Origin of the sequence: Bisbaumannia pacifica, assembly GCF_007989625.1 — a bacterium.
GTDB lineage: Bacteria > Pseudomonadota > Gammaproteobacteria > Pseudomonadales > Halomonadaceae > Bisbaumannia > Bisbaumannia pacifica.
On sequence record NZ_BJUK01000021.1, the window covers coordinates 23,024 to 36,365 of the forward strand.

Below are 13,342 nucleotides of genomic sequence, written 5' to 3' on the forward strand. Positions count from 1 at the left end.
TGTCTCCTCTCAGCCGCCCAGGAAGCTCTTCGCGACCTCGGGGTCGTTGAGCAGGTTGTCGCCGGTATCGGTGAAGCGGTTCTGGCCGGCGGCCAGCACGAAGCCCTTGTCGGCGATGGCCAGGGCCTGCTTGGCGTGTTGCTCGACCATCAGGATGCCGACCCCGGCGGCGTTGATCTCCTGCACCCGGGCGAAGATCTCGTTCATGTAGAGGGGCGAGAGGCCGGCGGTGGGCTCGTCGAGCAGCAGCAGGCTGGGCTCGACCATCAGCGCCCGGCCCATGGCCACCATCTGGCGCTGGCCGCCGGAGAGCTCGCCGGCGGGCTGGCGGCGCTTGTCCTTGAGCGGTGGGAAGAAGTCGTAGACCCGCTCGAGCATGGGGCGAAAGCGCTGGGGATGGATGTAGGCGCCCATCTCCAGGTTCTCCTCCACCGTCAGGCTGGGGAAGATGTTCTTCTCCTGGGGCACGAAGCCCATGCCGCGGTGGACCAGGCGGTCCGGGGAGAGGTTGGTGATGGGCTCGCCGCGCAACAGGATCTCGCCCTGGTTGACCGCCAGCAGGCCGAAGATCGCCTTGAGCATGGTCGACTTGCCGGCGCCGTTGGGACCGACGATGACGCCGACCTCGTCCGCCTCGATGGCCATGCTGACGCCATTGAGGATATTCATGCCGCCGTAGCCACCGTGTACGTTGCGTGCTTCCAGTAGTGCCATGGGTGGTCTCCGACTAGGGCTGGGCGCCGAAATAGGCGTCGATGACGGCGGGATCGTTCTGGATCTCCTCGATGCTGCCCTGGACCATCACGCTGCCCTCGGCCAGCACGATCACCGGGTCGCAGAGGCGGGCGATCATGTCCATGTCGTGCTCGATGACCAGGAAGGTGTAGCCCAGCTCCCGGTTGAGGCGCTCGATATTGGTCACCAGGTCGCCCAGCAGGGTGCGATTGACCCCGGCGGCGATCTCGTCGAGGAGCACCACCCGGGCATCCACCATCATGGTGCGGCCCAGCTCCAGCAGCTTCTTCTGGCCGCCGGAGAGGTTGCCGGCCAGCTCGTTGCGCACATGGCCGAGGCCCACGAAGTCGATCACCTCCAGGGCCTTCTGGCGCACCTGGGCCTCCTCCTGGCGCACTCGGGCGGGTCGGAACCAGGCGCCGAACAGGCTCTCGCCGGCCTGGTTGGGCGGCACCATCATCAGGTTCTCCAGGGCGGTCAGTTGGGAGAACTCGTGGGCGATCTGGAAGGTGCGCAGCAGGCCCTTGTGGAAGAGCTCGTTGGCGGGGCGGTTGGTGATCTCCTCGCCGTCGAGGAAGACCTGGCCGGAGTCCAGGGGCAGGGCCCCGGCGATGATATTGAAGAGGGTCGACTTGCCGGCCCCATTGGGACCGATCAGGCCGGTAATCGAGCCCTGCTCCACGCGGATGGAGCAGTCATTGATGACCCTGAGGCCGCCGAACGCCTTGTTGACGTGGCGGACGTCGATAATCGCGCTCATGCCCTGTCTCGTGGTTGTTGGTGTTATGGCAGAGTAACGCTGCGTGGTCTTACTTTGCGGCAGGGGGCAGCGCTTGACCAGAGGGGGAGCGTTAAACGGGCGTTGGGACACGCGCCTCGGCCGGGGCGCCTCCGACCAAGGTCGCGGTGTGCGCCGCTCCTCAGTCCGGCATCTCGTCGCGAGGTTCGAAGGCGCGCTTGTCATCGGGCAGGCGCACGGTATCGCCCAGGGCCAGCTTGCCGTGGCTCTTCTTGCGCTCGCCGCTGGCGGGATCGATCAGCGCCACCACCTCGCCGATGCTGGTGGCCTCCACGTGGGCCTCGACGCGGACCCGGACCACCAGGCCATCGAGACGTGCCGAGAGGATATCGCCGCTTGCCGGCTCGGCCCGGTGATTGGGGTCCTTGGCATAGTGGGCGAGGACGCTGTCGGCGCCCGGTTCGTCCCAGTCGACGTGCTTGTGCATGGGAGCTTCTCCTGCGTGGTGTGTTTCAAGCGTAGCCGCTGCGTCGGCCAGGGCCAGAAACGACGCAGCCCGCCGAGGGGCGGGCTGCGTGGGCCGGGCGGAGCGGCTTACTTCTTGCTGGCGCGCTTGCGCTCGTTTTCCTTGAGGAACTTCTTGCGCAGGCGGATATGGTTGGGGGTCACCTCCACCAGCTCGTCGTCGTCGAGGAACTCGATGGCCTGCTCGAGGGTGAAGCGCACCGGCGGGGTCAGGACGATGTTCTCGTCGTTGCCGGAGGCACGCATGTTGTCGAGCTTCTTGCCCTTGGTGGGGTTGACCACCAGGTCGTTGGCGCGGCTGTGGATGCCGATCAGCATGCCCTCGTAGACCTCGGTGCCGTGATCGATGATCAGCTTGCCGCGATCCTGCAGGGCGTAGAGGGCGTAGGCCAGGGCCTTGCCGTCGACCATGGAGACCAGCACGCCGTTGCGGCGCTCGATGGCGGCATCCGGCTTGAGCGCGCCATAGTGGTCGAAACGGCTGGTGAGGATGCCGGTGCCGGAGGTGAGGGTCATGAACTGGCCGCGGAAGCCGATCAGGCCACGCGCCGGGATCAGGAAGTCGAGGCGCACCCGACCCTTGCCATCCGGGTTCATGTTGGTCAGCTCGCCCTTGCGGTAGCCGAGCTCCTCCATGATGGCGCCCTGGTGCTGCTCCTCGCAGTCGATGATCACCTCTTCGTAGGGCTCCTGCTTGACCCCATCGATCTCCTTGATGATCACCTCGGGGCGGCCCACGGCCAGCTCGAAGCCTTCGCGGCGCATGGTCTCGATCAGCACCGAGAGGTGCAGCTCGCCGCGGCCGGAGACGATGAACTTCTCCGGGCTCTCGCCCTGCTCGACGCGCAGCGCCACGTTGTGGATCAGCTCCTGGTCGAGGCGATCCTTGATGTTGCGGCTGGTGACGTACTTGCCGTCACGGCCGGCCATCGGCGAGTCGTTGACCTGGAAGGTCATGGAGACGGTGGGCTCGTCCACCGACAGCGGCGGCAGCGCCTCGACGGCGATCGGGTCGCAGAGGGTGTCGGAGATGGCCAGGTCATCGATGCCGGTGATGCAGATGATGTCGCCGGCGGTGGCCTGCTCGGTCTGCACCCGCTCCAGCCCCAGGTGGGTCATCACCTGACCGATCTTGCCCTTGCGGGTCTTGCCGTCGGTGCCGATCACGGTGATCTGCTGGTTGGGGGAGATGGCGCCGCGCTTGATGCGGCCCAGGCCGATGACGCCCACGTAGCTGTTGTAGTCCAGCGCCGAGATCTGCATCTGGAAGGGGCCGTCGATCTCTACCTTGGGCGGTTCGACGATATCGACGATGGCCTGGAACATGGGGCTCATGTCCTCGGCCAGCGCCTCCGGCTCCATGCCGGCGATGCCGTTGAGGGCGGAGCAGTAGATGATCGGGAAGTCGAGCTGCTCATCGGAGGCGCCCAGGTTATCGAAGAGATCGAAGATCTGGTCGATGACCCAGTCGGGACGCGCGCCGGGACGGTCGATCTTGTTGACCACCACGATCGGCTTGAGGCCCTGATCGAAGGCCTTCTGGGTCACGAAGCGGGTCTGCGGCATGGGGCCGTCGACGGCGTCCACCAGCAGCAGCACCGAGTCGACCATGGACATCACCCGCTCCACCTCGCCGCCGAAGTCGGCGTGTCCCGGGGTGTCGACGATGTTGATGTGGTAGTCACGGCCATTGCCGTCCTGCCAGCGGATCGCCGTGTTCTTGGCCAGGATGGTGATGCCGCGTTCCTTTTCCTGGTCGTTGGAGTCCATGATGCGCTCCTGCCCCTCGGCCTTGCGGTCCAGGGTGCCGGACTGCTGGAGGAGTTTGTCGACCAGGGTGGTCTTGCCATGGTCGACGTGAGCGATGATGGCGATGTTGCGAAGATTCTCGATCACGACGGGATCCTGCTGCGAAAATTGGGCCGCATTATAGTCTCCGGGCCGCGGCGGCTACCAGCACTGACACCGAGAAATCTGCGTGGAAGCGGTAGATCAAGGGCTTGGCGGCGCGGGAATCAGCCGGAAAGGGTGCGGATGCGGGCGTGACAGGCACGCAGTCGTGCCAGGAGGTCCTGGGGGGCCTGGCGATCCAGGGCGGGGTCGAAGCCGCCCAGGCGCTCGAACCAGTCGCGGCGCACGCAGAGGGTCCCGGTGGCCGGTGTCTGCCAGAGGCGCTGCCAGGGTCGCCAGGCGCGAGGGGGCGGCGTGAAGAGCAGCGCATCCCAGTCATCGGCACTGGAGGCCAGGCGCGAGAACCACTGGGGCGGCAGGCCATATTGTGGCGAGGGGAAGATCAGCAGCTCGCCCTGGGTGCCCTGCACCAGGCGGTTGCTCCGGGCCCCGGCGGTGGGCTCGGGCACTACCTCCAGGGTCAGGCCGAAGCGGCGGCTCAGGGCCTGCAGGCGGGGTTGATGCGATTCGCTGACCACATGGATATCGAGCTGGCCGGCATGATGGCGGTGCAAATGGCGCAGGCCCGGCAGCTGACGGGGCAGCCAGGTGGCCATCAGGCAGGCGTCGATAATGATGCAGGTGCGATGCACCACGGGCAGCCCTCCGCCGCGGGGTCGGTCTCGGCGTGGGACACGACACTGGAAAGTCCAGTGACCCAGGAGCGCCGGCCTCAAGGTTAGTAACAAATTGTAGTGTTAGGTAGCGCCGGGTATCAATGGCAACGATGCTTCGGATGCGGGAAGGCCTCGGACGGCAAGTGCACTGCGATGGTGCATGTGGCGATTTTCTTGCACCTTGATGGCGCTTTTCGGGGCGGCAGCGGCCATCCAGGGTGAGGGATACGACTCATGCGCCACCATGGCGCAAGGATTATTTCTCGTTAATTCAGTCAATTATCTTCGGTGGCGGGCGCCTTGCTGCATTTTGGCACGCCGCCTGCATTATCAAGAACAAAGCCACGGAGCGCGTTTCTGGTGGCGGCGGTCGTGGGCAGGGTGCCCATGACATGCTACAAACGACGCTGGATACGCTAGCCAGATAACACTAGCCATACGTTCACGACTGGAGGACACCATGGCCGAGAAGACCCTCGCCCTGATCGAAGAGCATGACGTCAAGTGGGTGGACCTGCGTTTCACCGACACCCGCGGCAAGGAGCAGCATGTCACCATCCCCGCCCGCGACGTGGATGAGGAGTTCTTCGAAAACGGCCAGATGTTCGATGGTTCCTCCATCTCCGGCTGGAAGGGCATCAACGAGTCCGACATGATCCTGCGCCCGGAAGATGGCACCGCCTTCCTCGACCCCTTCACCGAAGACGCCACCCTGGTGCTGCGCTGCGATATCATCGAGCCGGCCACCATGCAGGGCTACGAGCGGGATCCGCGCTCCATCGCCAAGCGCGCCGAGGCCTACCTGCAGTCCACCGGCCTGGGCGACACCGCCTTCTTCGGCCCGGAGCCCGAGTTCTTCATCTTCGACGAGGTGCACTGGAAGGCCGATATCGAAGGCGCCATGTACAAGATCACCTCCGAGGAGGGGGCCTGGGCCACCGACCGTCAGGTCGAAGGCGGCAACCTGGCGCACCGTCCGCGGGTCAAGGGCGGCTACTTCCCGGTGCCCCCGGTGGACAGCTTCCACGATATCCGTGGTGCCATGTGCAACACCCTGGAGGCCATCGGCCAGAGCGTCGAGGTGCACCACCACGAGGTGGCCAACGCCGGCCAGAACGAGATCGGCGTCAAGTTCAACACCCTGGTGAAGAAGGCCGACGAAGTTCAGGAAATGAAGTACGTGATCCACAACGTGGCTCACGCCTATGGCAAGACCGCCACCTTCATGCCCAAGCCGCTGGTGGGTGACAACGGTTCCGGCATGCACGTCCACCAGTCCTTCTGGAAGGATGGCCAGAACCAGTTCGCCGGCGACCAGTACGCGGGCCTCTCCGAGATGGCCCTCTACTACATCGGCGGCATCATCAAGCACGCCCGGGCCCTGAACGCCTTCACCAACGCCTCCACCAACTCCTACAAGCGTCTGGTGCCGGGCTTCGAGGCGCCGGTAATGCTGGCCTACAGCGCCCGCAACCGCTCCGCTTCCATTCGTATCCCCTACACCGCCAGCCCCAAGGGCAAGCGCGTCGAGGCTCGCTTCCCCGACCCGACCGCCAACCCCTACCTGTGCTTCGCGGCGATGCTGATGGCGGGGATCGACGGCATCAAGAACAAGATCCACCCCGGCGATGCCATGGACAAGAACCTCTATGACCTGCCGCCGGAAGAGGGCAAGTCCATCCCCACCGTGGCCAACAGCCTGGATCAGGCCCTGGACGCCCTGGACGCCGATCGTGCCTTCCTCACCGAGGGTGGCGTCTTCACCGACGACATGATCGATGCCTATATCGAACTGAAGATGGAAGACGTGGAGCGCATCCGCATGACCACGCACCCGATCGAGTTCGACATGTACTACAGCTGCTAAGCGCCACGCCCTTAGCGTTGGCTGTGCAAGGGGTTCCGCCGTCGGCGGAACCCCTTTTTGTCTTACACTATCTAACGAGGCATCCCGTCTCTCCGTCCGTCGCTCCGCATTAGGGGGTCGCTCGTGAAACTCCGCCTACTCTGCTTGCTGGTGAGCTGTTGCCTGATCCCCCTGGCCGGGGCCGACACCGTCTATCGCAGTGTCGATGCCCAGGGCAACGTGATCTTTACCGATAACCCCGAGCGGGGGGAGCCCGTAGAGGTGGCGCCGCTGACCGTGGTGCCCTCGCGGACCCTGGCCCCGGCGCCCGCCGCCTCGCCGGCCCCGGCGCCGCGGCGGCCGGCGACGGGCTCCCTGGCCTCGCCCTTTATGCCCTACTCCACCTTCCGCATCATGAACCCTCGTGACGCCATGACGCTGAGCCAGGCGCGCTCCCAGAACCTCACCGTGGAGCTGGCCATCGAGCCGGGGCTGCGCGAGGACCATCGGGTGCGGCTGCTGGTGGATGGGCAGCTGAGCCAGTCGGCGATGCATACCCGCGCCTTTATCGTGCCGCGCCTCGCGCCGGGGCAGCGCACCCTGCAGGCGGAGCTGCTGGACGGCGCCGGTCAGGTGCGCCACCGTAGCCCGCCGATCACCGTGAGCGTGCAGGCGCGGGGCGATTAGCTCATCGGCCGGCGCGGCTTCCGTTTTCCCTGCTTCGACGCCGAGTCGCCGCCCTGCCGAGACCACTCGCGCCACCGTCGTATCGAGCCGCCGCGCACGCCGGAGCGCGGCTTCGATGCCTTCGATCATGCTCGCCAGCTGCGTCAGCGCAGCGCCCTGGAGTATCGCCCCGGCGAGCCCTGGCCCGGCCTGCGGCGTAACGCTCCCGCCCATGAGCCGCGGCGTCGCTGGCACCATCGCGATCACCGCTGAATCATCATCGCGCCTTCCTCGCTGCGCCATTATCACGCCTTCCTCGCTGAGCCATCATCGCGCCTTCCTCGCCGACTTATCGTGCGTCTTCCGCGCGTCCCCCTCCGCTAATGCACTAAAATGGTGCGTAAGCGGGCGTGACCCTTGCCGGTAGCCCCCGAGTTTTCCGCCGCCGCGTGCTGGCGCGCTTCTTGCAAGTGCAAGGGGAGACGCCGGAACGATCGGCCCTTACTCCGTTGCCATCGGGATGTCCCATGTATCAACGCTTACTCGAACACCTGTCCACGGCGGTGCTGCTCCTCGATGGTGCGCTGCGCCTTCGCTGGATGAACCCCGCCGCCGAGTCGTTGTTGGCGGTCAGCCTGGGACGGGTGCGTGGCACGCGGCTGGAGAGCCTGGAGTCGGTGGCCGAGGTGCTGACCAAGGCGCGCCGCGAGTTTCATCCCTATACCCAGCGCGAGGCGAGCCTGCCATTGCCGGGGCAGGAGCCGGTGACGGTGGATTTCACCGTCACGCCGCTTGCCGAAGACGAGCTGCTGCTGGAGATCGAGCCACGGGACCGCCTGTTGCGCATCTCCCGGGAGGAGGCGCTGATCGCCCGGCAGGAGGCGATCAAGGTGCTCTCCCGGGGCCTGGCTCACGAGGTCAAGAATCCCCTGGGGGGCATTCGCGGCGCCGCCCAGCTGCTGGAGCGGGACCTGCCCGATCCTCAGCTCGCCGAGTTCACCCATATCATCGTCGAGGAGGTGGATCGCCTGCGCGACCTGGTGGATCGCATGCTGGGGCCCAACCAGCTGCGCGAGCCGGCGCCGCTGAACATTCACCAGGTACTCGAGCGGGTGCGCAGCCTGGTGCTGGCCGAACACCCGGGCATCGAGGTGGCGCGCGACTATGACCCCAGCCTGCCGGAGCTCTCCGGGGAGGAGGCGCAGCTGATCCAGGCGGTGCTCAATGTGGCCCGCAACGCCGTCCAGGCCCTGGAGGAGCATGCCACCCCCGCGCCGCGCTTGGTGTTGCGCACCCGGGCCCGGCGCCAGTTCACCCTGGGCGCCGAACGCCACCGCCTGGTCTGCGAGGTGGCGGTGATCGATAACGGCCCGGGGATTCCCGAGGCGCTGCAGGAGACCCTCTTCTATCCGATGGTCTCGGGGCGGGCCAGTGGCAGCGGCCTGGGGCTCTCCATCGCCCAGTCGATCCTCCACCAGCACCAGGGGTTGATCGAGTGCGACTCGACCCCGGGCCATACCGAGTTCCGTCTGCTGATCCCGCTGGAGGCCAGCTGATGTTCCCCTTTACCCAATCCAGGAGAGACTGATGACCGACGCCGCTCGCATCGTGATCGTCGACGACGACCGCGCCATTCGCTGGGTGCTGGAGCGTGCCCTGGCGCAGCCCGATCTCCAGGTGGAGTGCTTCGAACGGGCCGACCGAGCCCTGGAGCGGGTCCTGGCGAACCCGCCGGAGGTGCTGCTCACCGATATTCGCATGCCGGGGCTGGATGGTCTGGACCTGATGGCCCGGGTGCGCGAGAGTCATCCGGACCTGCCGGTGATCGTGATGACCGCCCATTCGGACCTGGACAGTGCCGTGGCCTCCTATCAGGGCGGTGCCTTCGAGTACCTGCCCAAGCCCTTCGACGTGGACGAGGCCCTGGCCCTGGTGCGCCGCGCCGTGGCCCATGCCCGGGAGCGCCAGTCCCCGGCGGCGGTGCCGGAGGGACTCACCGCCGAGATCATCGGCGAGGCGCCGGCCATGCAGGAAGTGTTCCGGGCCATCGGCCGGCTCTCCCAGTCGCATATCACCGTGCTGATCAACGGCGAGTCGGGGACCGGCAAGGAGCGGGTGGCCCAGGCCCTGCACCAGCACAGCCCCCGGGCCAGCCACCCCTTTATCGCCCTGAACATGGCGGCGATTCCCAAGGACCTGATGGAGTCGGAGCTGTTCGGCCACGAGAAGGGCGCCTTCACCGGGGCCACCGCCCAGCGCCGCGGGCGCTTCGAGCAGGCCGACGGTGGCACCCTCTTCCTCGATGAGATCGGCGATATGCCGCCGGATACCCAGACCCGGCTGCTGCGGGTACTGGCCGATGGCGAGTTCTATCGGGTCGGCGGCCATACCCCGGTGAAGGTGGACGTGCGGATCATCGCCGCCACCCACCAGCACCTGGAACGGCTGGTGGAGGACGGGCGCTTCCGGGAGGACCTCTTCCACCGCCTCAATGTGATCCGGGTGCATCTGCCGCGGCTCGCCGAGCGCCGCGAGGATATCCCGCGCCTGGCGCGGCACTTCCTGGCCGAGGCGGCTAAGGAGCTGGACACCGAGATCAAGGTGCTGACCCGGGAGGCCGAGCAGCACCTGACGCGCCTGTCCTGGCCGGGCAACGTGCGCCAGCTGGAGAATACCTGTCGTTGGCTGACGGTGATGGCCTCGGGACGCGAGGTGCTGGTGGACGACCTGCCCCCGGAGCTGCGTCAGCGCGAGGCCGGCGAGGTCAGCCCGGGGGATTGGCGAGCCGCCTTCCGCGACTGGGCGGACCGGGCCCTGGCCGCGGGGCATACCCATCTGCTGGAGGAAGCGGTGCCGGATTTCGAAAAAATTCTGATCGAGACCGCCCTCAGGCATACCGGGGGGCGCAAGGGCGAGGCCGCCGAGCTGCTGGGCTGGGGTCGCAATACCCTGACCCGCAAGCTCAAGACGTTGCTGCCGGCGCTGGCGGACGATTGAGCGACGGCGTCCCGGCGACATCGTTTGCCCCCTTATCCCCGGGCCAGACCCGGCTTCCCGCCGGGCCGGCCCGGGTGCACAATGGAGGCTTCCCACCAGGAGGCGCCATGACGCAGATGCACTGGGAGCGGCTGCTCGACCCCGGCCGGCTGCATGATACCCGGGGAGGGCGCGGTAGCGCCGAGCCGGGCCGCACCCCCTTCCACAAGGATCATGACCGGATCGTCTTCTCCGGCTCCTTCCGCCGCCTGGGACGCAAGACCCAGGTGCACCCGCTCACCGAGAACGACCATATCCATACCCGCTTGACCCACTCCCTGGAGGTGGGCTGCGTGGGCCGCTCCCTGGGCATGATCGTCGGCGAGGGGCTGCGCGAGCGGCTGCCGGCCCGGATCACCTCGGCGGACCTGGGAGTCATCGTCCAGGCCGCCTGCCTGGGCCACGATATCGGCAACCCGCCCTTCGGCCATGCCGGCGAATACGCCATCCGCGACTGGTTCAAGCGCGCCGAGTCCGACGGCAGCGGCTTGCTGGAGGGTCTCAGCGACACCCAGCGGGCCGACCTGCTGACCTACGAGGGCAATGCCCAGGGCTTTCGCATCGTCACCCAGATCGAATATAACCAGTTCCGCGGCGGCATGCGCCTGAGTACCGCCACCCTGGGCACCCTGCTCAAGTACCCCTGGACGGTGGAGCACGGCGGCAGCGCCGGCAAGTTCGGCTGTTACCAGTCGGAGCGAGCGCTGCTGGCCGAGGTGGCCGAGCGCCTGGGGCTGCGCCCTCGGGGCGACTGGGCCTGGTGCCGCCATCCCCTGGCCTACCTGGTCGAGGCCGCCGATGACATCTGCTACGCCCTGCTCGACCTGGAGGATGGCCTGGAGATGGGCATCCTGCGCTACGACGAGGTGGCCGAGGTGCTGATCCAGATCGCCGGGGAGGCGCCGCCGGAGTACGCCCGCATGGCCGAGCAGGGGGTCTCCCAGCGCCGCCGTATCGCCGCCCTGCGCGGCGCCGCCATGGAGCGGGCGGTGAGCGAGGTGGGGGCGGTCTTCGTGGCCCATGAGCAGGAGCTGCTCAACGGCGCCCTCAAGGATGACCTGCTGGAACTCTGCCACCCTGACCTGGACTGGGGGGTCAAGGCCGCCAAGACCCTGGCCCGGGAGCGCATCTTCCAGAACGAGCGCAAGGCCAAGCTGGAGATCGGCGCCTATACCACCCTGGGCATCCTGCTGGAGGCCTTTATCGGCGCTGCCCACGAGCTGCACCACCAGGGGCGTTCCAGCTTCAAGCATCAGCGGGTGCTGGCGCTGATCGGCGAGAATACCCCGCTGCCCTCCTGGCCCCTCTACGACAGCTACCGGCGCATGCTCGACTTTATCGGCGGTATGACCGATCACTATGCCGTCGATCTGGCCCAGGAGATGGGCGGCCGGCTTAAGGGCGACTGACGCTGGCGATAGTGTCCGTCCCGCTGTGTGGGGGCCAGGTTGCCCCGAACTTGTCACTGGGTTGTGGGAGTTCAGCTTCGCTGAACGATTGGCGCCGTCAGGCGTCCTGAGTGGCACTCAAGATCGCCCTTCGGGCGATATCGCGCGGAATCCGCGCTCCCACCATGGGATTCACGCCAAGGTGCGAATAATCGGTGATCAGCCGGTCAGGGCGAAGGGCGGCTCGTCGTCGTCCGGGCCTAGGTCGTCGCCGTCGCCGAGCTGGCGCAGGATGGCGGCGCCGATGCGCTTGCTGCTGTCATTGATGCCCTGGTTGCCGAACAGGCGGTTGAACTCGAAGACATAGGGATGGCCGTCGACCATGGCGATATCGAAGCCGGCATGGTTGATATGAAAGGCCTCGGCGAGGCGCCGGGCCAGGGCGATGGCCGCCTCGGGAATCGCCTCCCGGTCGATGGCGCCGCCTTGGCTGACGTTGGAGCGGTAGCCGCCCAGGGGGGTAACTCGCCAGTAGGCGGCCAGCAGTTCGCCGCCCACCAGCACGATGCGCAGGTCGCGGTCGATGGGCAGGCGCTCCTGGGCATAGAGCACCGGCTCCTCGGCCAGATGGGCCTCCAGGGCCGGGCGAGAGTCGACCAGCCTGACCCCCTCGCCCATGCTGCTCTTGATACGCTTGGCGATAAAGGGATAGCCGAAGCGGCTCTCCACCTTGTCGATGGCGGCCCGGGAGGCGCCGAGGATCTCGGTGGGGGGCACATGTTCGGGGAACAGCGCCTGGAAGGCGCGGGTCTGCTCCACCTTGTCGTGACCCAGGTGGTAGCTGGCCAGGCTGGGGAAGATGCGCGCCTTGAGGCCATGCACCAGGGTATTGAGCTGCCAGTACTCGGGAAACAGCAGCCAGTCGGCGGCGCGGATCTCGTCGAGGTGGTCGAGCATGCGCTCGGGCTTGATATAGCGCACCCCGGGGATGCCCAGGGTGCGGAAGACATCGAAGGTGATCAGTTTCATGGAGGCGGGCGTGTCGTCGAGTCGTCGTCGAAAGCACGGATTATTAGGCCAGTCGGGGCCGGGCGCAATTCTCTTCTGTACCTTCGTGGCCCTGTGGCTGGGCAGCGCCCCGGCCCGGGCCTTAGAGGCGGAGGGCGTCGAGCACTTCACCCTGGCGCTGACCTGGCACCCCGGCTTCTGCGACAGCCATCGCCGGCCGCCCCGGGAGTGTCGCGAGCCTGGTCTGCGGGAAGGCACGGACCAGGGCTTCGTGCTGCATGGCCTCTGGCCCTCGCTGCCGGCGCGACTCGCTGAGGAGGGTGTCGATCGGCGCCGCTGGTGGCGGCAGGGCTGTTTCCTGGAGCGACCGCGTCCCGACGGCGGCTTCTGTCGCGCTCATCCGCCCCTGGCCCTCTCCGAGACCCTGGACGCGGCCCTGACGGAGGCCATGCCGGGCCGCCATAGCTGCCTGGAGCGTTACCAGTACGCCAAGCATGCCGCCTGCCTGGCGTTGCCCCAGGAGGCCTATTTCGCCGCCGCCCTGCGCCTGCAGGCGGCGGTCAATGCCAGTGCCTTCGCCGACTTCGTGGTGCTCAACCAGGGCGGCGAGGTGGGTCGCAACGACCTGATTCGCGCCTTCGAGGCGGCCTTCGGCGAGGGCAGTGGCCGGGCCCTGCGGCTGGAGTGTCGGGGGCGCGGCAATCGCACCCTGAGCGAGGTGCGTATCGCCATCGATAGCGAACGCCTGGGCGATTTCCCCGCGGCGGAAAGCCTGGTGCGCCAGGCGCGGGGGCGCTGCGCCGGCCGGGTGAGTATCGCCACCTTCGAGTGA

General features: G+C 67.1%; 12 protein-coding genes. 6 read left to right on the forward strand and 6 right to left on the reverse strand.

Features of this window, described 5'->3' with window-relative positions:
* Positions 1–9 precede the first annotated feature (9 nt).
* The 5 genes from HPA02_RS10315 to HPA02_RS10335 all read right to left on the reverse strand — a co-directional run bounded on the left by HPA02_RS10315 (position 10) and on the right by HPA02_RS10335 (position 4,545).
* Complete coding sequence (locus HPA02_RS10315) at positions 10–714, reverse strand: ABC transporter ATP-binding protein (protein WP_146803109.1); 705 nt, start codon at positions 712–714, stop codon at positions 10–12.
* 13 nt (positions 715–727) lie between these two features.
* A complete protein-coding gene (locus HPA02_RS10320) occupies positions 728–1,495 on the reverse strand; it encodes an ABC transporter ATP-binding protein (protein ID WP_146803110.1) in 768 nt (255 codons plus the stop codon).
* A gap of 160 nt (positions 1,496–1,655) precedes the next feature.
* Positions 1,656–1,961 (reverse strand): hypothetical protein, encoded by a 306-nt coding sequence (locus HPA02_RS10325; RefSeq protein WP_146803111.1) that lies wholly within the window; start codon positions 1,959–1,961, stop codon positions 1,656–1,658.
* 107 nt (positions 1,962–2,068) lie between these two features.
* Positions 2,069–3,895, reverse strand: a complete 1,827-nt coding sequence (gene typA / locus HPA02_RS10330) for a translational GTPase TypA (protein WP_146803112.1) — start codon at positions 3,893–3,895, stop codon at positions 2,069–2,071.
* Positions 3,896–4,014: 119 nt separating this feature from the next.
* Positions 4,015–4,545 carry a hypothetical protein gene (locus tag HPA02_RS10335; protein WP_146803113.1) on the reverse strand — a complete coding sequence of 177 codons (531 nt, stop codon included), beginning with the start codon at positions 4,543–4,545 and terminating at the stop codon, positions 4,015–4,017.
* 481 nt (positions 4,546–5,026) lie between these two features.
* On the opposite strand from HPA02_RS10335, the gene glnA reads away from it, so the two are divergent.
* The 5 genes from glnA to HPA02_RS10360 all read left to right on the forward strand — a co-directional run bounded on the left by glnA (position 5,027) and on the right by HPA02_RS10360 (position 11,523).
* Positions 5,027–6,433: a glutamate--ammonia ligase gene (gene glnA / locus HPA02_RS10340; protein WP_146803114.1), complete on the forward strand. Its 1,407-nt coding sequence runs from the start codon at positions 5,027–5,029 to the stop codon at positions 6,431–6,433.
* A gap of 123 nt (positions 6,434–6,556) precedes the next feature.
* Positions 6,557–7,099: a DUF4124 domain-containing protein gene (locus HPA02_RS10345; protein ID WP_146803115.1), complete on the forward strand. Its 543-nt coding sequence runs from the start codon at positions 6,557–6,559 to the stop codon at positions 7,097–7,099.
* 506 nt (positions 7,100–7,605) lie between these two features.
* Positions 7,606–8,634 (forward strand): nitrogen regulation protein NR(II), encoded by a 1,029-nt coding sequence (glnL, locus tag HPA02_RS10350; protein WP_146803116.1) that lies wholly within the window; start codon positions 7,606–7,608, stop codon positions 8,632–8,634.
* A gap of 31 nt (positions 8,635–8,665) precedes the next feature.
* Positions 8,666–10,075 carry a nitrogen regulation protein NR(I) gene (glnG, locus tag HPA02_RS10355; RefSeq protein WP_146803117.1) on the forward strand — a complete coding sequence of 470 codons (1,410 nt, stop codon included), beginning with the start codon at positions 8,666–8,668 and terminating at the stop codon, positions 10,073–10,075.
* Between the two features lie 107 nt (positions 10,076–10,182).
* Positions 10,183–11,523: a deoxyguanosinetriphosphate triphosphohydrolase gene (locus HPA02_RS10360; protein WP_146803118.1), complete on the forward strand. Its 1,341-nt coding sequence runs from the start codon at positions 10,183–10,185 to the stop codon at positions 11,521–11,523.
* Between the two features lie 198 nt (positions 11,524–11,721).
* Here the strand turns inward: HPA02_RS10360 and HPA02_RS10365 are convergent, their stop codons facing one another.
* On the reverse strand, positions 11,722–12,531 hold the full coding sequence (locus tag HPA02_RS10365) for an ATP-grasp domain-containing protein (protein WP_146803119.1): 810 nt from the start codon (positions 12,529–12,531) through the stop codon (positions 11,722–11,724).
* A 10-nt stretch (positions 12,532–12,541) separates the two neighbouring features.
* Between HPA02_RS10365 and HPA02_RS10370 the strand changes: the two genes are divergently transcribed.
* The gene (locus HPA02_RS10370) at positions 12,542–13,342 is read left to right on the forward strand and encodes a ribonuclease T2 family protein (RefSeq protein ID WP_244945904.1); all 801 of its coding nucleotides are present in this window, start codon (positions 12,542–12,544) and stop codon (positions 13,340–13,342) included.

Excerpts from the sequence above, each read along its gene's own strand:
- HPA02_RS10360 (WP_146803118.1), top strand. The coding sequence starts at position 10,183 with ATGACGCAGATGCACTGGGAGCGGCTGCTCGACCCCGGCCGGCTGCAT.
- HPA02_RS10325 (WP_146803111.1), bottom strand. The coding sequence starts at position 1,961 with ATGCACAAGCACGTCGACTGGGACGAACCGGGCGCCGACAGCGTCCTC.
- HPA02_RS10315 (WP_146803109.1), bottom strand. The coding sequence starts at position 714 with ATGGCACTACTGGAAGCACGCAACGTACACGGTGGCTACGGCGGCATG.
- HPA02_RS10320 (WP_146803110.1), bottom strand. The coding sequence starts at position 1,495 with ATGAGCGCGATTATCGACGTCCGCCACGTCAACAAGGCGTTCGGCGGC.
- HPA02_RS10365 (WP_146803119.1), bottom strand. The coding sequence starts at position 12,531 with ATGAAACTGATCACCTTCGATGTCTTCCGCACCCTGGGCATCCCCGGG.
- glnG (WP_146803117.1), top strand. The coding sequence starts at position 8,666 with ATGACCGACGCCGCTCGCATCGTGATCGTCGACGACGACCGCGCCATT.
- glnL (WP_146803116.1), top strand. The coding sequence starts at position 7,606 with ATGTATCAACGCTTACTCGAACACCTGTCCACGGCGGTGCTGCTCCTC.
- glnA (WP_146803114.1), top strand. The coding sequence starts at position 5,027 with ATGGCCGAGAAGACCCTCGCCCTGATCGAAGAGCATGACGTCAAGTGG.